This window comes from Flavobacterium cauense R2A-7, from assembly GCF_000498475.1.
In the GTDB taxonomy this organism is placed as follows: Bacteria; Bacteroidota; Bacteroidia; order Flavobacteriales; family Flavobacteriaceae; genus Flavobacterium; species Flavobacterium cauense.
The window spans coordinates 39,262-58,755 of record NZ_AVBI01000015.1; the positions used below are offsets into that span (position 1 = coordinate 39,262).

At 39.3% G+C, this 19,494-nt stretch carries 19 protein-coding genes and 2 tRNA genes; 6 read left to right on the plus strand and 15 right to left on the minus strand.

Features of this window, described 5'->3' with window-relative positions; genetic code table 11:
- Positions 1 to 5: 5 nt before the first annotated feature.
- Positions 6 to 395 carry a DUF983 domain-containing protein gene (locus tag FCR2A7T_RS07945; protein ID WP_023570762.1) on the minus strand — a complete coding sequence of 130 codons (390 nt, stop codon included), beginning with the start codon at positions 393 to 395 and terminating at the stop codon, positions 6 to 8.
- Positions 396 to 460: 65 nt separating this feature from the next.
- Between FCR2A7T_RS07945 and FCR2A7T_RS07950 the strand changes: the two genes are divergently transcribed.
- Positions 461 to 2,368: an ABC-F family ATP-binding cassette domain-containing protein gene (locus tag FCR2A7T_RS07950; RefSeq protein WP_023570763.1), complete on the plus strand. Its 1,908-nt coding sequence runs from the start codon at positions 461 to 463 to the stop codon at positions 2,366 to 2,368.
- A gap of 227 nt (positions 2,369 to 2,595) precedes the next feature.
- On the opposite strand, the gene FCR2A7T_RS07955 is transcribed toward FCR2A7T_RS07950, so the two are convergent.
- The 6 genes from FCR2A7T_RS07955 to FCR2A7T_RS07980 all read right to left on the minus strand — a co-directional run bounded on the left by FCR2A7T_RS07955 (position 2,596) and on the right by FCR2A7T_RS07980 (position 5,897).
- Positions 2,596 to 3,744 carry a GNAT family N-acetyltransferase gene (locus FCR2A7T_RS07955; RefSeq protein WP_023570764.1) on the minus strand — a complete coding sequence of 383 codons (1,149 nt, stop codon included), beginning with the start codon at positions 3,742 to 3,744 and terminating at the stop codon, positions 2,596 to 2,598.
- Between the two features lie 59 nt (positions 3,745 to 3,803).
- Positions 3,804 to 4,292, minus strand: coding sequence for a DUF1761 domain-containing protein (locus FCR2A7T_RS07960; protein ID WP_023570765.1), 489 nt, complete (start codon positions 4,290 to 4,292; stop codon positions 3,804 to 3,806).
- Positions 4,293 to 4,403: 111 nt separating this feature from the next.
- On the minus strand, positions 4,404 to 5,018 hold the full coding sequence (locus tag FCR2A7T_RS07965) for a YkgJ family cysteine cluster protein (protein WP_316928585.1): 615 nt from the start codon (positions 5,016 to 5,018) through the stop codon (positions 4,404 to 4,406).
- Between the two features lie 119 nt (positions 5,019 to 5,137).
- Entirely contained in the window at positions 5,138 to 5,590 is a 453-nt protein-coding gene (locus FCR2A7T_RS07970; RefSeq protein ID WP_023570767.1) for a KTSC domain-containing protein, read from the minus strand.
- Positions 5,591 to 5,720: 130 nt separating this feature from the next.
- Positions 5,721 to 5,793 (minus strand) — tRNA-Met (locus tag FCR2A7T_RS07975).
- A 31-nt stretch (positions 5,794 to 5,824) separates the two neighbouring features.
- Positions 5,825 to 5,897 (minus strand) — tRNA-Met (locus tag FCR2A7T_RS07980).
- Between the two features lie 217 nt (positions 5,898 to 6,114).
- Here FCR2A7T_RS07980 and era point away from each other — a divergent pair.
- Positions 6,115 to 6,999 (plus strand): GTPase Era, encoded by an 885-nt coding sequence (era, locus tag FCR2A7T_RS07985; RefSeq protein WP_023570768.1) that lies wholly within the window; start codon positions 6,115 to 6,117, stop codon positions 6,997 to 6,999.
- On the opposite strand, the gene FCR2A7T_RS07990 is transcribed toward era, so the two are convergent.
- On the minus strand, positions 7,000 to 7,494 hold the full coding sequence (locus FCR2A7T_RS07990; RefSeq protein WP_023570769.1) for a hypothetical protein: 495 nt from the start codon (positions 7,492 to 7,494) through the stop codon (positions 7,000 to 7,002).
- Between the two features lie 182 nt (positions 7,495 to 7,676).
- On the opposite strand from FCR2A7T_RS07990, the gene der reads away from it, so the two are divergent.
- Both der and FCR2A7T_RS08000 read left to right on the plus strand, forming a co-directional pair.
- A complete protein-coding gene (gene der, locus FCR2A7T_RS07995; protein ID WP_023570770.1) occupies positions 7,677 to 8,987 on the plus strand; it encodes a ribosome biogenesis GTPase Der in 1,311 nt (436 codons plus the stop codon).
- A 97-nt stretch (positions 8,988 to 9,084) separates the two neighbouring features.
- A complete protein-coding gene (locus FCR2A7T_RS08000) occupies positions 9,085 to 11,865 on the plus strand; it encodes an outer membrane beta-barrel protein (RefSeq protein WP_023570771.1) in 2,781 nt (926 codons plus the stop codon).
- Between the two features lie 69 nt (positions 11,866 to 11,934).
- Here FCR2A7T_RS08000 and FCR2A7T_RS08005 read toward each other — a convergent pair whose 3' ends face one another.
- The 7 genes from FCR2A7T_RS08005 to FCR2A7T_RS15205 form a co-directional block, all read right to left on the minus strand.
- On the minus strand, positions 11,935 to 12,180 hold the full coding sequence (locus tag FCR2A7T_RS08005) for a hypothetical protein (protein WP_023570772.1): 246 nt from the start codon (positions 12,178 to 12,180) through the stop codon (positions 11,935 to 11,937).
- 185 nt (positions 12,181 to 12,365) lie between these two features.
- Positions 12,366 to 13,157 carry a TPM domain-containing protein gene (locus tag FCR2A7T_RS08010; protein WP_023570773.1) on the minus strand — a complete coding sequence of 264 codons (792 nt, stop codon included), beginning with the start codon at positions 13,155 to 13,157 and terminating at the stop codon, positions 12,366 to 12,368.
- The gene (locus FCR2A7T_RS08015) at positions 13,158 to 13,595 is read right to left on the minus strand and encodes a TPM domain-containing protein (RefSeq protein WP_035117880.1); all 438 of its coding nucleotides are present in this window, start codon (positions 13,593 to 13,595) and stop codon (positions 13,158 to 13,160) included.
- On the minus strand, positions 13,595 to 14,203 hold the full coding sequence (locus tag FCR2A7T_RS08020) for a LemA family protein (protein WP_023570775.1): 609 nt from the start codon (positions 14,201 to 14,203) through the stop codon (positions 13,595 to 13,597). Before FCR2A7T_RS08020 ends, FCR2A7T_RS08015 begins: the two co-directional genes overlap by 1 nt.
- A 64-nt stretch (positions 14,204 to 14,267) precedes the next feature.
- A complete protein-coding gene (locus FCR2A7T_RS08025; RefSeq protein ID WP_023570776.1) occupies positions 14,268 to 14,597 on the minus strand; it encodes a MerR family transcriptional regulator in 330 nt (109 codons plus the stop codon).
- Positions 14,598 to 14,680: 83 nt separating this feature from the next.
- Positions 14,681 to 15,658 carry a M23 family metallopeptidase gene (locus FCR2A7T_RS08030; protein WP_023570777.1) on the minus strand — a complete coding sequence of 326 codons (978 nt, stop codon included), beginning with the start codon at positions 15,656 to 15,658 and terminating at the stop codon, positions 14,681 to 14,683.
- Between the two features lie 91 nt (positions 15,659 to 15,749).
- On the minus strand, positions 15,750 to 15,890 hold the full coding sequence (locus FCR2A7T_RS15205) for a hypothetical protein (RefSeq protein WP_023570778.1): 141 nt from the start codon (positions 15,888 to 15,890) through the stop codon (positions 15,750 to 15,752).
- 70 nt (positions 15,891 to 15,960) lie between these two features.
- Here FCR2A7T_RS15205 and alaS point away from each other — a divergent pair, with 70 nt between their 5' ends.
- Both alaS and FCR2A7T_RS08045 read left to right on the plus strand, forming a co-directional pair.
- Entirely contained in the window at positions 15,961 to 18,597 is a 2,637-nt protein-coding gene (gene alaS, locus FCR2A7T_RS08040) for an alanine--tRNA ligase (RefSeq protein ID WP_023570779.1), read from the plus strand.
- Positions 18,598 to 18,728: 131 nt separating this feature from the next.
- Positions 18,729 to 19,494, plus strand: a 766-nt coding sequence (locus FCR2A7T_RS08045; protein ID WP_035117884.1) for a hypothetical protein, incomplete at its 3' end; no start/stop codon positions are given.

Here is a 19,494-nt window from a genome sequence, read left to right on the forward strand (position 1 = left end):
CTCCTTTATTTTTTATGATTTTTCCAGTCTTTATCGAAATGTACAAATATGTTAATCCAGATGTTTCTAGACAAACGCATAATTACCGGCATGAAGAAAATCAGTGTGGCAATGATGGCAATAAATGATACTTTCAGGTTCGTCCCTAAAAATAAATGACTGATGACAAAAGCGGCAACGCCAAAAGCAATCCCCACCCCATAACTCACATACATGGCACCATAAAAAAAAGAAGGTTCAATTTTATAACGCGTTCCACAATGACTGCAAGTGTCATTCATTTTAAGGGTATTCGATAAATGATACGGATTTTTGTCCAAATACATGCTTTCTTCCTGACATTTAGGACAACTTCCTGTTAAAATGCTGTTTAGTTTGGATCCTTTTTTTAACATTTGCATAAATTTTTATGTAAAGGTACTTCATTTAAGAATTTACCTATGTAACATTTGTCACTTTTATGCTTAACATACACAATTTATCGGTTTCTTTTGGTGGTACGTACTTGTTTGAAGAGGTAACGTTTCGTTTGGGTGCAGGGGATAGAGTAGGACTTGTCGGAAAGAATGGTGCCGGTAAATCAACCATGCTTAAAATTCTTTCCAGAGACATTCAGCCGGATTCGGGAAGCATCGCTACGGAAAAAGAAGTAAAAATTGGTTTCCTGCGTCAGGATATCGATTTTGTTAAAGGCAGAACCGTTTTGGAAGAAGCCTATCAGGCCTTTGAAGAAATCAAACATGCCGAACTCAAAATCGATGAAATCAACCACCAGTTGGCTACAAGAACCGATTACGAAAGTGAAAGCTATTCCGAATTGATTGAGCAATTAAGCGATGTGACGCATCATTATGAAATTTTAGGTGGCTATAATTATGTTGGAGAAACCGAAAAAATCTTGTTGGGATTAGGTTTCAAACGCGAAGAATTCAACAATCAAACCGATACTTTCTCTGGTGGATGGCGCATGCGAATCGAATTGGCAAAATTATTACTGCAAAGCAATGATATATTGTTGCTGGATGAGCCTACGAACCACTTGGATATCGAAAGTATCATCTGGCTGGAAGGTTTTCTAAGAAACTTCCCGGGTGTTGTGGTAATCGTTTCCCACGATAAAATGTTCCTGGATAATGTTACCAACCGAACCATTGAAATTTCTTTAGGGAAAGCCTACGATTTTAACAAACCGTATTCGCAATATTTGGTTCTGCGTCAGGAAATCCGCGAAAAGCAATTGGCGACCCAAAAAAATCAAGCCAAAAAAATCGAAGAAACCGAAAAGTTAATCGAAAAATTCCGTGCCAAAGCGTCCAAAGCGTCTATGGCGCAATCCTTAATCAAGAAATTGGACAAGGTGGAACGTATTGAAGTCGATGAAGATGATAATTCGGTAATGAATATTTCGTTTCCGGTTTCCGTTACGCCAGGCCGAGTAGTGGTAGAAGCCGAACACGTAACCAAAGCTTACGGCGACAAAACCATTTTAAAAGACATCAATCTGTTGGTGGAACGCGGCAGTAAAATCGCTTTCGTAGGACAGAACGGACAGGGGAAATCCACCTTCATGAAAGCCATCGTCAACGAATTCGAATACGGCGGAAGCATCAAATTAGGTCATAACGTACAGTTGGGGTATTTTGCCCAAAACCAGGCGGAATATCTCGATGGAGAATTAACGTTGCTGGAAACCATGGTTGAAGCGGCAACCGACTCCAATCGCTCCAAAGTGCGCGACATGTTAGGTTCGTTCCTTTTCCGTGGCGACGATGTCGAGAAAAAAGTAAAAGTACTTTCCGGAGGTGAACGCAACCGTTTGGCGCTTTGTAAATTGTTGTTACAGCCCATCAACGTGTTGGTAATGGATGAACCAACCAATCACTTGGATATTAAGTCTAAAAACGTCTTAAAAGCCGCTTTACAGCAATATGAGGGGACATTGTTGCTTGTGTCGCACGACCGTGATTTCCTTCAGGGTATGTCGAACATCGTTTACGAATTTAAAGATCAGAAAATAAAAGAATATTTAGGCGATATCAATTTCTTCTTAGAACAACGCAAACTGGAAAACATGCGCGAGGTGGAAAAGAAAGATGTCGAGAAAAAAGAAGCACCCAAGGAAAACAAAGCGCTTTCCTATGAAGAGCAAAAAAAGAACAAAGCATTGCAAAACCGTCTGAGTAAAATTGAAAGTCAGATTCAGCAATTGGAAAAAGACATTCAAAATGATGATAAGGCCTTGGCTTCCAATTACGACAAACACGTCGAGGATGCGAAGTTTTTTGCCGCTTACGAAAAGAAAAAGAAGGACTTAGATCAATTGCTCGAGGACTGGGAAACCGTTCAAATGGAAATCGATGCGTTGTAAATAGTTTAGGAGCGGATGGCTTGGGAATTGTATAAAGCCGTTTTCCCGCTGTCCGCTCAATCTTTTACGGGGTCTTCGAGAGCCTCAGCCCCCGTAAAAGGATGCCGCTCCCATCGGGGCTATGAGACTGCTAAAGGCATTTTTTGATGGTTTGTTTTTACGGCTTATCTCAGTTTTCTAAATTTCCGGCATCTGCTATCTGCTATCTACAATCTGCAAACTGACTACTATTTAAAAGGATTCCGCTGCTGCCAAACTGTTTCCGGTTCCAGCGATTTGAAAATCTTCCCGATAAATTTATGGATAACGGGATTGGAATGCTGCATAAAACCCACCATGTCATAAGGTTTGGCGCCCACAGAACTTTTAATTTCCAAAGCCGTTCGGGCAAATATAATTTCCCTAAAACCTTTTTTAATCGAATACTTAATCATGTCGTACAACATATTTAAATATACCATCATTTCGCGTTGGTGTTCGTCGTCATAACCTAAAAAATAGGTGTCAATCGTGTCGCCGTTTTTAATCAGCGTGTTAAATCCAATGAGTTTTTCTTTCAGAAAATAACCATAAAAAAGGAAGTTGTGTCCCAATTGTTTTTTGAGCTCGTAAAAATGGTTTTCCGCTAAAAAGAATGTGTTGAAGGGTGCGTTTTTAGAAACATTCAAATATAAATTCTGAATTGTTGTATTGTGGCTTTCGATTTCGGACAATCCCATTTTCCGTTTTTCAATTCCGTCGAGTTTTTTATGGGCGCGTTTGTATTGGTCCCGGTATTTTTTGTTTAAAGCCGCAATGTAATCAGTATCGGAAGTCCATTGTTTGGGAATCGTGAAAATCATGTTGGGTTGCGTCGAAAACCGGTAAAACGATTCGAATTCCGGAGCGTTTAAAACGGATTCATCTTCAGTGAAAAAATCCTTGAATGTGGTAAGGTGCACTTTTTTGCCTTGTTTTTTAAAACGCTGTTGCAGTTCTTTTGCAGCATCATGCAGCAATGAGATGCCTTGTTTTGCACCGAACTCTTTTGCAAAAACAAACGCATTCTGACCGGTAAGCATGTTGTTGCCGATAAACAAAACGTGCGAGGTAAAGTTCCGAAATACAAAATTACGAACCGAAGTCTTAAAGCAATTGTCGCGTTCTCCAAAAGAACCTACCTGATTTAAATCGATAAATTGGGAAAGCGCAATTCCTGTTAATTCTTCGTTGTCAAACAATCCGATGTAATGACAGGTCATGTTTTTCGGACGGGATGCATCAAGAACTTTCAGGTAATCCTTGGTGAGAAAAATATTCGATACGGCCAAAGTGTCCCAGGAATCAGGAATTTCGGCAACAGAAGAATATATTTTATAATGGTAGTGGTGTTTCACAAAGAAAAAAATCGCTCCACAAATGTAGAGCGATTGTGGTATAATAAAATGTTAATTTTTTAAATCCATCGGCACACAACCGCGCCCATGATTGTCATCGAAACAATCCAATAGCCAGCATTGATCAGCATGTATTTCCAGGATTTTTGTTCAAATAAACCATTGATGCAAGTAATCGGCAAAGCTATGAAAAGACCCGATGTGAATCCGTGCAATGCTCCGTGATGCAATGTTCGGAAGGCTGTGCCATAATCGGCCATGAAAGCAGCATAGGAGGGTAGTGCTTTGTCGATAAATTCAGGACCGCCAATCATGCCCATGGCGCCCATTTGGTGTACCGTAAGTGCCGGCATAATGAAGGCAAGCATAAAGGAATAGAAGAAGGTCAGTCCAAAGATTTTCAACATGTTTCCTTGTTTTGCTTTTTCTTCGGTCATTCCGGATTCTTGCATCCAAATGGTTCCGAAAACTTTAGGATGGTACCATATAAACCCAACAAGTAGTGTGACCAAAGCGGCTACTAATACTGCTAAAAAATTAAATTCCATAAATAGTTTGTTTTTGGTTATTCTCAAATTTAACAAAAAGAAACGGAATAAAAAAGCAGTGCTTTTTAATGCAATATTGAAAAGTATCCGGAATTTTAAAAGGCTGTTTTGTTAGGCGCAATTATCGAAACCATTTGGCATTGGTCGGTAGGCGTAGTATTGCAAAACTTCTTCGATGGCCAGTTGCATGGCTTTCTTAATGGGTACAATAACGTTACCCAATTTAAAATCGATTTGCGAAAGATTCATGTAGTAATCGGTGAAAACCGGAACATAAAGTTTGTTGTTGATGGCTGTTGTAGCGGCATCAAAATTCGCTTGCTGTCCTTCTTTTATGATTTTGCAGGTAGCCAATCGGAGTTGTCCGTATTTGTCACTACTGGCGCCAAAGCCAAAAAGGCGGCAAACTAAACCACGATATTGGTAATTGCTGCAACTCCCTTTTTCGGGTTCCAGCAAAGAAAGCGGATTGTATAAATGGCAGGTAGGCGTTTCTTTTGCGCTTAATTCATTCAGCACTTGTTCGGCTTTGCTGTTTACAAAAAGATGAAACGCATACGGTAAAAATTCTAGGGGAGAAGCGTCGATGTCCGGAGTACTGCAGCACTTTCCACAGCCGGCAATGCATCCAAGTTTGGTTTGGGTTTGGAATTCCGTAATTTCGGTTTCCAGTTTGTCAAACAATTGTTCGACCAGTTTTACTCTGCGCTCTATCGACATCGTCATTTTTTTTCCGAAGGTAGTATTATTAGTGTTTTGTTGTTAGTATCTATCGAAAATAAATTAAAAAACATAAAAAAAACCACCAACTTTCGTTGATGGTTCTGAATTTTAATCGAATAGAATTATTCAGCGGCAACTAGCTTGCTTGCGCTTCTGTATAGGAATTCATTGAAAATATGACGTTTTGCAAAACGATTTGGCGATTCTGCATTGATCATTTTGATGTAGGTGTTTTTCGGAACGCCAAAATATTCAAACTGATTGCCGTCTAAAAAGCTAATGTACAAAACACCATTGTCCATGTAAAACTCCAAAATATTCGAAGTGGTTGTGGTTTTGATGTATTCGTCTTTGTCTTTTTCCTGAGTTTCCGGTGCAATGCTCACTAAAAAGTGGTAGGCTTCAATAATGGCTTTACTTCTTTCCTCGGCAGCCAAACGTTCAACAGGATCAGCAATAGTATCCGGATGGTCTTCCTTCATGCTGTTTCTGTAAATCGTTTTCAATTCTTTTAAAGTAGCCGTTTTGGTAACATCCAATAACTTTCGGTACTCGGCAATTTTTTTTGTGTTCATGACATGTAAATAAAAAAGCAATTCTTTTACGAATGACTTTGATTAGCAATAAGATAGCCCTGAAATCAAAGGAAATCTCTAATTATTGTTTTTTCAAAAAAAAAGAGAACCAAATGATTCTCTTTCTTAGTAGCGGGAACAGGACTCGAACCTGTGACCTTCGGGTTATGAGCCCGACGAGCTGCCTACTGCTCTATCCCGCGATGTACGGTTGTAATTTCAATAAATTCTTAGTAGCGGGAACAGGACTCGAACCTGTGACCTTCGGGTTATGAGCCCGACGAGCTGCCTACTGCTCTATCCCGCGATGTTTCGAGTGCAAAGGTACAACGAAATTTCATCCGTGCAACAAAAACGATAAAAACTTTTTTTATTTCTACTATTCGCTTGTTATGACTACCTTTGTAGGCTAATATTTTTACTATGTCACACAAAGCAGGTTTTGTAAACATCATCGATTTGATATTAAGAGGGGAATGTCCACCGGACATTCGGTTAAATAAATATAATTTTAAAAATTACTAATGATGCATAAAGCAGGTTTTGTAAATATTATTGGTAACCCAAATGTCGGGAAGTCGACTTTAATGAATGCCTTCGTGGGAGAGCGTTTGTCGATTATCACTTCCAAAGCACAAACTACGCGTCACCGAATTCTTGGAATCGTGAATGGTGATGATTTTCAGGTGTTGTTTTCGGATACGCCCGGAATTATCAAACCCGCTTATGAGTTGCAAAATTCCATGATGGATTTTGTAAAATCAGCATTTGAAGATGCCGATGTGTTGATCTATATGGTAGAAGTAGGGGAGAAAGAATTAAAAGACGAAGCTTTTTTCAATAAAATCATCCATTCCAAAATTCCGGTATTGCTGTTGTTGAATAAAATCGACAAATCCAATCAGGAACAGTTGGAAGAACAGGTGAATTTGTGGAAAGAAAAAGTACCCAATGCGGAACTTTTCCCAATTTCAGCTTTGGAAAACTTCAATGTAACCGAAGTGTTCAACAGAATTTTAGAATTGCTTCCGGAATCACCGGCCTATTATCCAAAAGACGCTTTAACCGACAAACCGGAGCGTTTCTTTGTAAATGAAACCATCCGTGAAAAAATCCTGTTGCATTACGACAAGGAAATTCCATATGCTGTGGAAATCGAAACCGAAGAGTTTATCGAAGACGACGATATCATCCGCATAAAATCGGTTATCATGGTGGAACGCGATACCCAAAAAGGAATTATCATCGGGCATAAAGGTTCGGCGATAAAACGAGTTGGGGTTGAAGCGCGTCAGGATTTAGAGAAATTCTTCGGCAAGCAGATTCATATTGAAATGTTTGTGAAAGTCAATAAAGACTGGAGAAGCAATGCGTTTCAGTTGCGTCGTTTCGGATATAATCAGAAATAATTAATCCAAACCACGGTCCATTAATTGTTCCAGCTCGTGCATCTGAGGAACGCTGTTGTGTCTGTTGCTGCGTGCAATCAGGTACAGCAATATCCATACGACAACCATCAAACCCATAATCATCAGATCATTTTGATACGGTTGTTTTAAGGTCCAGTTGGAATAAGCAATCATGCCGAAAATCAAAAATATACCGGCAACCATAAAGTGGAAAAACATAAACATGGTCCATAAGGCTTGATCTGGGCCAAACAAACCGCGTACAAGGGTGTTTCCGTTTTCGGATTTTTCCAATTCCAAATGGAGGTGCGGCGAAAAGTACTTTCTGTTTTTCGGACTGATATACAACCAAATGTGATTTCCGGAAATTTTAATGGAATAGTCGGACTGTACTTCCAATTTTAATTGTTGGTAGTTCTGTAGTATGGTTTCGGTAGTCTTTGATGTTTCCTTGTAAAATCGTGGGCGGAGTAAAATGCTTTTGTCTGGTTCCATAGGCGTAGGTTTGTTGAAAACTAAATTACATTTTTTTTAAAAACAAACAAGTTTTTTCATTGGAATTGGCATAAAATCAACGGGTTGAATTTATTTTTTTAGGAGTAATCCAAGAATTGATGTTCATTAAAGTGCTAAAACTGCTCAAAAAAGTGTAATTTTGCAGACTCAAAAAAATATTTATGAATAATATCGTAGCCATTGTAGGAAGACCTAATGTGGGGAAATCAACCTTTTTCAACAGGTTAATTCAAAGAAGAGAAGCTATCGTTGACTCGGTGAGCGGTGTAACCCGTGACCGTAATTACGGAAAAAGCGAATGGAACGGAAAAGAGTTTTCGGTTATTGATACGGGAGGATACATTAAAGGTTCCGATGATATTTTTGAGGCAGAAATCCGTCGTCAGGTAGAATTGGCTATTGATGAAGCTGATGCTATCATTTTTATGGTGGATGTGGAAGAAGGCATCACGCCGATGGATGCTGAAGTGGCAAAACTGCTTCGAAAAGTAACCAAACCAATTCTTATCGCGGTTAATAAAGTAGATAATGCGATGCGTGAAAAAGACGCTATCGAATTTTATAATTTAGGGTTGGGCGAATATTTTACTATCGCCGGAATGAATGGTAGTGGTACCGGAGAACTTTTAGATAAGTTGGTGGAAGTACTCCCGGAATTACCGGATGCGGTGGAAGAAGAAGAGCCATTGCCTCGTTTTTGTGTGGTAGGCCGTCCCAATGCCGGAAAATCATCGTTCATTAATGCGTTGATTGGCGAAGATCGTTTTGTGGTGACTGATATTGCGGGAACAACCCGTGATGCCATCGATACCAGATACAACCGTTTCGGATTCGAATTCAATTTGGTCGACACAGCGGGTATCAGAAGAAAAGCGAAGGTGAAAGAGGATTTGGAATTTTACTCGGTAATGCGTTCCGTGCGCGCGATTGAACATTCGGATGTTTGTATCCTTATGATTGATGCCACGCGTGGTTTTGAAGGTCAGGATCAGAGTATTTTCTGGTTGGCCGAAAAAAACCGAAAAGGAATTGTAATCTTAGTGAACAAGTGGGATTTAGTGGAAAAAGACACGATGTCAACCCGTGATTATGAAGCGAAAATCCGCAAAGAACTGGAGCCGTTTACCGATGTGCCTATTTTATTCGTTTCGGCATTAACCAAACAACGTTTGCTAAAAGCTTTGGAAACCGCTGTAGAAGTTTTTGAAAACCGTAAACAACGTATTTCAACGTCTAAATTCAACGAAACGATGCTCCCGATTATCGAGCGTACACCACCACCGGCCTTGAAAGGAAAATACGTGAAAATCAAATATTGTATGCAGTTGCCAACGCCAACGCCTCAGTTTGTGTTTTTTGCCAATCTGCCACAATATGTAAAAGATCCGTACAAACGATTCCTTGAAAATCAATTGCGCCAGATTTATAATTTTACCGGTGTGCCTATCGATATTTACTTCAGACAGAAATAAATTGTTAAAATTTAGCAAATAAATAAAATTCTTACATAATAAAATCTTTAATTCGCGGTTAATATGAGAAATCATTTTAACCGCAATTTTTTTATTGATGTCCAAACACTTTTTTACGTTCGTTCTTGCACTGTTTTCAGTGTGTGCCTTTTCCCAGAATTCCTTTTATATTAAAGGAAAAATTATTGAAGAAGCCAGTAAACTTCCTATGGAATCCGTTACTGTTTATTTATCGGTGGCCAAAGATTCCTCATTGGTGGATTATACGATTACCGACAAAAACGGAAATTTTTCCCTGGCGGTAAAAAAAACAACCCAGCCGGTTTTTCTCAAGATATCGATGGTTGGTTTTGAAGACCAAAAAACCAGCATGAAAGAGCTGTTACAGGCAAAAGATTTTGGAGTTATTGCACTAAAAGAGCAGTCTAAATTGCTGAATGAAGTGGTGGTGAAAGCAGAAGCTCCTCCGGTTCGTATCAAAAAAGATACTTTAGAATTCAATGCTGCTTCGTTTAAAGTACGACCGGATGCAAATGTGGAAACACTTTTAAAGCAATTACCAGGCGTGGAAATTGATGCGGAAGGCAAAATCACGGTGAACGGAAAAGAAGTGAATCAGATTTTAGTGAACGGAAAACCGTTTTTCGACAAAGACGGAAAAATTGCGTTGCAAAATCTCCCTTCGGATATTATTAATAAAGTTCAGGTAACCGATACGAAAACCAAAAAGGAGGAATTGTCGGGTCAAAAGGCCACTTCTAACAACGCCAGTATCAATTTAACCATTGACGAAGATAAGAATAAAGGATTTTTCGGGAAATTCATGGGCGGCTACGGTACGGATGACCGGTATGAGGGCAGTGCCCTGATTAATTATTTCAAAAACAAAAGGAAACTGAGTGTTTTGGCATCGTCCAACAACATCAACTCGGTAGGATTTTCGATGGACGAGATTTTCGACAACATGGGGGGCGGACGCAGCCGATCGATGTATTATAACGACAACGGATCTTTCGGAATTAACGGAATGCGTTTTGGTGCCGGAAGCGGAATAACCCAATCGGATATGGTGGGGATTAACTATTCGGATGAATGGACCAAAAAAACTGAAACTACCTCGAGTTATTTTTTCTCTGACCAACATAGTAAAAACAAAAGCCGTACCAATCAAACGAACTTTTTGCCAACCGGAAATTTCAATACCGCATCAGCTTCCGAATCATCGGCAGACCGTTTCGGGCACAATGTTAATTTCGAGTTGGAATATAAAATCGATTCCACTACTTCGCTTGTGGTTTCGCCTAAATTTTCCAAATCAAATGGGAAAGACCGGGAAAAGTCATTTCAGTCTTCTGCCGATGAAACGAATAGTTTGTTGAATGAAAGTACATCGGAAACCTTTAATGATAGTGACGGGACCAATTTTAAAAATTCAATTTATTTCAATAAATCACTGAAGAAAAAAGGAAGGTTTATCAATGCTTCTTTTGATAATGAAAATAATAAGGATGAAATTCTTGCGTCCAACAGATCAACAACGGTTTTTTATCAAGGAACAGACCCGGATGATGTTCGGGATCAGATTAAAAAGAGTCGGAATGTTAAGGATAATTATCAGTTTGATATCGGGTACTCTGAACCTTTGAAAGATTCATTGTCGGTTGTTTTGGCTGTTAATTATGAGCACAACAAAACTTCGGAAGACCGCAAAGCTTTTGATTATGATGTGATTTCCCAATCCTATTCCGATGAAAATGACGTTTTAACGAATTATTTGACGTCCACTACTAAGACTGTAAAGCCAACCGCCGGAATGCGTATTAGTAAAAAGAATTTTGGATTCGGTTTTTCTGCAGGAACCGCGATTTCCGAATTTGACAATCATTCCTCTTATCTTGGTGTAACAACAGATTTGAATAAAAAATATGCGTTGCCTACCGGAAACATGCATTTCAATTATAATTTTACCAAATCAAAATCGTTGTGGATGCATTATAATTATGAATTTGATTTTCCTTCGGCGAATCAGGTTTTGCCGGTTCGGGACTTGGCCAATCCTTTAAATACGTTTATTGGGAATCCGGATTTGAATTTAAATAAATCGCATCAGATGTATCTGAATTTTAGCGATTATGATTATGCTTCGCGTTCAGGTTACGGTGTGTATATGAACGGGACTTTTTACGATAGCCAGATTGTAACATCAACGCTTTACGATGAAAACCGAAAACGTGAAACCCGCTATGTAAATGTTGCGGATACGTACAACAGCTGGATAGGCGTGTATTGGAATAAAACGATTAAGAAAGAAGCTCATAAATTCCGATTCAATTTAGGTTTCAATACCAATATGGGACTTTCTAAAGGGTTTGCCAATGGGGAAATGTATGATGCCAAATCCCTTCGGTTAACTCCAAGAGCTTCGTTTAGTTATGATTATGGGGAATTGTTAACTATTTCGCCTTCTTATAACATGACCTACAGCGATACCAAATACACCAATTATTCTGTCAGTGGTGCTACAAATGTACTGCACCGATTCAATATTCAGGCAACAAACTACTGGCCGAAGAACTGGGTTTTCGGAAATGACTTCGGGTATACTTACAATTCCAATATAGCCGATGGTTTTAAAAAAGATTTTTATTTGTGGAACACCAGTTTAGCGTACAGTTTCTTCGACAAGAAATTTACGGCAAAAGTGAAAGTATACGATTTGCTGAACCAAAATCAAAGTGCCACGCGAACCATTTCGGCAACAACCATTCGTGATGAAGAAAACTTGGTGCTGAAGCGTTATGCAATGTTCTCGTTAACCTACAAACTTGAAAAATTCGGAGGAAAAGAAAAACCATCCCGAAACCGACATATGTTTTAGTGCTAATATCAAGAAGAGATTGTTTTTTATAATCTCTTCTTTTGTTTTTATAGCGTTTTCAATGTTCAATCAGCTAAGGGCTGTCTCGTCTTTTTCTAATGTTTTTACTGGATAATCATTGTACCAGTCTTTAAACTTTTTTTTGGTTTTATATTTATCGCGAAGTACCGTGTAAACCATGTAGGGTACAAGAAAACTTCCCAAAATAAACAAAGTGCTTATCAGTGGCAGTGGCACATTTGTCTGAGATAAGCCAGTAAAAATAAAGACAAATGCCGTAGTGAACCAAACCAGCTTAATGGCATAATTTTTCATAATCTTTAGTTTTATTAAAGGTACGCTGAATTGATGCCGAGTTGTGTTAATGATAATGCAATAGATTCTTAAAAGGATTTAGTACGGTAAGTAAGATGAAATAAAAAAGAGATTGTGAAAACAATCTCTTTTTTATTTAAGAAGTTAGTTTACTGCTAACTTAATACTGTAAACTGAACACTGATTTACCAGCTTCCGCCAGATCCGCCACCGGAGAAACCTCCGCCACCGAAACCTCCGCCAAAGCCTCCGCCACCGAAACCTCCGCCGGAAGAACTTCCGCCACCGAAACCTCCACGACCCAAGCTGCTCAGGATGATGATGTCGCCCAAATCCGGTCCGGAAAAGCGGCCACTATTTCCACCGCCACGTTTGTTTCGGGAAAGAATCGCGATGATGATAATGAACAGTATGATGAAGAAAATGATTTTTCCGCCACCAGAATCGTTATTTCCTTTACGTTCGCCTTTGTATTTTCCTTTAAGGACATCAAAAATAGCATCGGCACCTTTGTCTAAACCATTGTAGTAACTTCCGGCTTTAAATTCGGGAATAATGATGTTTCGGATTAGTTCACCGGTTGTTCCGGCCGTAAGACGGTCTTCAACTCCATAACCAGGCGAAATATGAATCCTTCTGTCGTTTTTGGAAAGTAAAATGAATACACCATTGTCTTCCTTGGCTTGCCCGACACCCCATTTTTGGGCCCAATTGACGCTTAATTGCGCAATATCTTCTCCTTTCAGGCTTTCCACAATAACCACAACTATTTGCGTTGTGGTGGAATCCGAATAGCGAATCAGTTTTTCTTCCAGTTGTTTCTTTTGATTTGCTTCCAGTAAGTTGGCATAATCGTAAACGCTGGTTTGAAAACTTGGTTTTTCAGGAATATCGTATTGTGCAAATCCCAACTGGTGCAATAACAGCAATGCTATAACAACAGAGAATTTTATCATTTTTAAAATGAAATTAGTCATTTATCCTTTGGATATTTCGTTAGATAATTCGTTGGTGTCGTCATTTTCGTAAGGGAAATATTTTTTCAAACGTTCTCCGGCTTTTAAAATGCCATTTACCAAACCTTCTTTGTATTCTTTGTTTTTAAAATGACCAATCACTAAGTCTTTCGTGCAGTCCCAAAAATCATCTTCCACAAGGTCGTCGATACCTTTGTCTCCAATAATGGCAAAGGAATGATCCTGGACGCCAACATGGAATAAAACGCCGTTTTTGGCTTGCGTTGCATCCATGCCTAAAGCATGAAAAACCTCCTTGGCCCTTTCGAGCGGAGGTTTTTCTGCATGTGCTTCTATGTGAACTCTAATTTCTCCGGAAGTGTTTTTTTCGGCTAAAGAAATCGCGTGAACAATTTCTTTTTCGTCTTCCGGGGTTAGAAAATCTTCAGTTAACGACATTATTTTTTCTCTTGGTTGTTGTCGAAATTGAACTCTACATCTACTGGTTTTTCAGCACCGGCTACTGCATCGAAGAATGGTTTTTCTTTGTATTCGGATAAGAACCAGTTGTTAGGGATTTTTAAGATATAGTTGTTATAGCTTTGAACTGATTCGTTAAAACGGGTCCTTGCCGTTAAAATCTGATTTTCAGTGCTGGCCAATTCGTCCTGTAATTTTAAGAAGTTGGCATTGGCTTTCAAATCAGGATATTGCTCCACAGTAACCAATAATCTTGATAAAGCTGAGGAAACGCCGCCTTGCGCCTGATTAAATTGTGCCAATTGTTCCGGAGTTACATTCGAAGGGTCGATGGTTACCTGAGTCGCTTTAGCACGTGCTTCAATAACTGCAGTTAAGGTTCCTTTTTCGAAATCAGCAGCTCCTTTTACGGTTTTTACCAGGTTTCCGATAAGATCGTTTCTTCTTTGGTAAGCGGTTTCTACGTTACCCCATTCTTTACCTACCGCCTGATTTTCGCGGATAGCGCCATTTTTGATTCCGATGTACCAAAATCCGATAACCGCCAGAATAGCGACAATAATTAAAACCGGTGCAAATTTTCTCATGTGTTTTTAAATTTAAAGTTGTTTTCTTTTGTTTGTATTAGTCGTTGATTGTGCAAATTGTTACTTACAATTCATTTTTAATGTTGGTCAGTTGGACTTTAATTCCTTCCAATTTACGAATGATTTCGAACTTATCCAGCGTTTTTTTCTGTCCTTCTTTCAAATGTACTTTTGCGCCGTCTAAGGTAAAACCGCGTTCTTTTACCAAATGGTAAATCAGTTGCAGGTTTTTAACGTCTTCGGGAGTAAACATTCTGTTGCCTTTCGCGTTCTTTTTGGGTTTCAGGATATCGAATTCCTTGTCCCAAAAACGTATGAGGGAAGCGTTTACGTCAAAAGCCTTGGCCAATTCACCAATACTGTAATATCTTTTTTCTGGTAAGTCTAAATGCATTTTTTAGTTATGAGTTATGCGTTTTTATCTTTTCAACTCTTGATTTTGTCTCTTCTCTATGTTCTGTTCTCTCTTTTCTTCTGCTAGTCTAACGACTGATTCTCCTGATTAGCAATTTGTGAAATTAACACATATTCTTTGGCTGAAATCGATCCGTAATAAAAATTCAGCGGATTCACCACTTTTCCATTCTGATATACTTCATAATGCAGATGCGGTGCTTCACTTCGTCCGGTACTGCCCACATAACCAATTATATCACCGCGTTTGATGCGTTGTCCCGGGCGTGCTTTGTACTTGCTCAAATGCGCATACAAGGTTTTATAACCATAACCGTGACGGATTTCGATATGATTACCGTAGCCCGAAAGCGAGGCATCGGCTTTTTCCACTACACCGTCGCCTGTGGCATAAATCGGGGTTCCGGTTCGGGCCGTAAAATCCATGCCTTTGTGAAATTTACGTACTTTGGTAAACGGATCGCTTCGATACCCGAAACCCGAAGCCATTTGCTTCAATGCTTCATTTTTAACCGGTTGTATCGCCGGAATCGCCGCCAGTAATTTTTCTTTTCCTTTGGCCAGTTTTATAATTTCATCCAACGATTTCGATTGAAACGCCAATTGATTCGAAATTACATCCAAGCGTTTGTTCGCATTAATCACCAAATCCGAATTGTCAAAACCTTCCAGTAATTTGTATTGGTCGTTTGCGTTCTTTTCGCCTTTTCGTTTTTCTTCCCCAACCGGCGAACTGTTAAAATACGCACGATATACATTGTTGTCGCGGTCTTCCAGGTCACTCATGGTGGCGTTCAGGCGATCGATTTTTTTATTCAGAATCGCATAGTTGATTTTCATATTGTCGATTTCACGTGCCATCATGCGATCTTTCGGAGTTTCAAAATACGAGGTATTCAAAAGTACCACAAAACACAAAAAACCAAACAAGGCCGAAGCGACCAGAAACAAAGCAAAATACCCGAAATTCCGCCCCTTTTTCGGTTTGATTTTCCGATAGGCTAATTTTTCTGGATCGTAAACATATTTTACCTTCGACATGTTCTAAAATATACTATTTTTGCAGCTTGTAAAATGGTGTTGGTTAACTGCTTGTAGGGGTTATACGAACAAATTTAAAAAATGTTTCAAATTAATCGGTTTTTGAAGCGAAACATTTGGCGTATTTGGTTTCCGTATTCCTGCTGTCCGCTCCAATCTGTCCTTGCGAGCTTGCACGGCAATCTCCCAAGGCCAGGATTTCCTCTCCCATCAGGGCTAAGAAAGCTGCCATTTTATTTTTGGAATCGAAACAGAAAATTAGTGCGAATTCGTGTAATTCGTGGCAAAAAAGAAATAAAAAAATGAAATCACAAGACATTCGTAAGGCTTACCTTGATTTTTTTGAAAGCAAAGGACACTTAATCGTTCCTTCTGCACCGATTGTTTTAAAAGACGATCCGACTTTGATGTTCAACAATTCCGGAATGGCGCAGTTCAAAGAGTTTTTCCTGGGGAACGGAACACCAAAATCGCCAAGAATCGCTGATACGCAAAAATGTCTTCGGGTATCCGGAAAACACAACGACTTAGAAGATGTAGGGTTTGATACCTACCACCACACCATGTTCGAAATGTTAGGGAACTGGTCGTTTGGTGATTACTTCAAAAAAGAAGCCTTGGCTTGGGCTTGGGAATTCTTAACCGAAGTGTTGAAATTAGACAAAGACCGTTTGTACGTTTCCGTGTTTGAAGGCAATCCGGCGGAAAACGTTCCTTTCGATCAGGAAGCGTTCGACATTTGGAAACAATACGTTTCGGAAGACCGCATCATCTTGGGAAATAAAAAAGACAACTTCTGGGAAATGGGCGACCAAGGCCCGTGCGGACCGTGTTCGGAAATCCACATCGATTTAAGAACCGATGCCGAAAGAGCTGCCGTTTCCGGTCGTGATTTAGTAAATGCCGATCATCCGCAGGTAGTGGAAATCTGGAACAACGTATTCATGGAATTCAACCGTAAAGCGGATGGTTCGTTAGAAAAACTTCCGGCACAACACGTGGATACCGGAATGGGCTTCGAACGTTTGTGTATGGCGATGCAAGGGGTAACGTCAAATTACGATACTGATGTCTTTACACCATTAATTGAAAAAGTATCCCAAATTACGGGAGCAAAATATACTTCGAACGAAATCAAAGAAATCAGCGACGAGCAAAACAAAACTAATATTGCGATTCGTGTAATCGTGGATCACGTACGTGCGGTGGCGTTCGCTATTGCGGATGGTCAGCTACCATCTAACGGTGGCGCAGGTTATGTAATCCGTCGTATTTTGCGTCGTGCGATTCGTTACGGATTTACGTTCCTAAACACCAAAGAACCTTTTATTTATCAGTTGGTTGAGGTGTTGAGCAATCAAATGGGGGCGTTCTTCCCGGAAATTGTGGCTCAGAAAAATCTGGTAGCCAATGTAATCAAAGAAGAAGAAGCTTCGTTCTTAAGAACGTTGGATCAAGGATTGCAGTTGTTGGAAAATGTAATGGCGCAAACATCTGGTAAAGAAGTTTCTGGTGAAAAAGCCTTCGAATTGTACGATACTTTCGGATTTCCAATCGATTTAACCGCTTTGATTTTAAGAGAAAGAGGGTTGAGTTTGGACGAAGCCGGTTTTGATAAAGCGATGTTGGAACAAAAAACACGTTCGCGTGCCGCTTCCGAAGTGTCTACCGAAGACTGGAGTGTTTTAGTTTCTGGAAACGTAGAAACCTTCGTAGGGTACGATCAAACCGAGAATGAAGTGAAAATTACCCGTTTCAGAAAAGTAGATTCTAAAAAAGACGGAAAATTATACCAAATCGTTTTAGACAACACACCATTCTATCCGGAAGGTGGAGGACAGGTGGGTGACAAAGGAACTTTAGTTTCCGCTAACGAAACCATCGAAATTGTTGATACCAAAAAAGAAAACAACTTAATTCTGCATTTCGCGAAAAGCTTACCGGAAAACGTAAACGGAACTTTCGTAGCAAAAGTGAATGCCGATTTAAGAAATCATACCGCCAGCAACCACTCAGCAACACACTTATTGCATCAGGCATTGCGTTCCATTTTAGGAACCCATGTGGAGCAAAAAGGATCGTTGGTCGCACCGAATTATTTGCGTTTTGACTTCTCACATTTCGCAAAAGTGACTGACGAAGAATTGAAACAAGTGGAAGATTTTGTAAATGCGAGAATCCAAGAACAATTGCCACTTATCGAAAGAAGAAGCATTCCGTTTGCTCAGGCAATTGAAGAAGGCGCGATGGCGTTGTTCGGAGAGAAATACGGCGACAATGTACGTGCGATTAAATTCGGACAAAGTATGGAGTTGTGCGGAGGAATCCACGTAAAGAATACCGCAGACATCTGGCAATTTAAAATTACGAGTGAAGGGGCTGTGGCGGCCGGAATCCGTCGTATTGAAGCGATTACGAATGATGCGGTAAAACAATTCTACGCGTTTCAGGAGAATACGCTGAGAGAAATCAAGGAAACCTTGAAGAATCCGCAGGATGTAATCAAGTCGGTAGTTTCTCTTCAGGATGAAAATGCCAAGCTAAAAAAACAACTGGAGCAATTGTTAAAAGAAAAAGCGAAAAACCTGAAAGGGGAATTGGCTTCGGAAGTAAAGGAAATCAACGGAGTGAAATTTTTGGCAAAGCAAGTCGATTTAAATCCGGAAGGCGCCAAAGATCTGGCTTACGAATTAGGAAATGACGAAACTAATTTATTCTTATTATTGGCTACAGCCGAAGAAGGAAAACCGATGTTGACGTGCTATATTTCCAAAGAATTGGTGGAAAGCAAAGGTTTAAATGCCGGACAGGTAGTTCGTGAGTTAGGAAAATACATCCAAGGCGGCGGCGGCGGACAACCGTTTTTCGCAACAGCCGGCGGTAAGAATGTTGAAGGAATTAAAGAAGCGCTTGAAAAAGCTGTTGAATTTGTAAAGTAATATTTTTAGATAATATACTGGAGCCCAAATCATTATTGATTTGGGTTTTTTTTATAACAAATAATAAAGGGTTTTATTTTTTTATAACGTGATAATGCTTTTTTTTTGTAAAAAAATATTTAAGAAAAACTATGAAAAAACTTATTTATGCGTTCAGTGCTTTGACACTTTTGTTTGCGTCTTGTTCTAGTGATAGTGACAGTTCTACTGATGACACCTCCAGTACGGGATTATTGACTAAAGTAGTTGAGACTTATGGAGACGGTTCTGTAGAAACAATTACTTTTACTTATAGTGGTAATAAAATCGTTAAAAATACTTTGAGTATTGACGGGACAATTACTGAAGAAACTACTTATACTTACACAGGAGATCTAATTACGGAAGAAAAATATTATATAGACGGTAATTTGGATGAAACCATTACCTATGAATATGATGCTAATTCAAAATTGATTGGTACAACCAGACATGGTGAATTTGTTCACGAAGAGGATGTTTTAACTTATAATGCCAATGGTACAGTATCGTTTGTGACAACTTCCGGATCAGAAACAATTGCAACAGGTACTATTTATTTTAACGGTAATCAGCCTTTTAAGAAAGTAATCACAAGAGAACCGGGGGGAGAGTTTGAATTTACCACGACAGAGGTTACAACTTTTGACACTAAAAATAACCCATTTAAAAATATTATAGGTTTTGCAAAGATTGAAATCGGTTTGCCTAGTTATACTGAAGGTTATCCAGGGCTGTTAAATAATCCAATGGGATATAGTGAAGATAGTGTGGAAAAAGAATCGTTTACATATACTTATAATTCTGGAAATTATCCTGTAACTGAGGTATATGACGATTTCGGAAATGACGATAATGATTTCACGGCTCAATATTTCT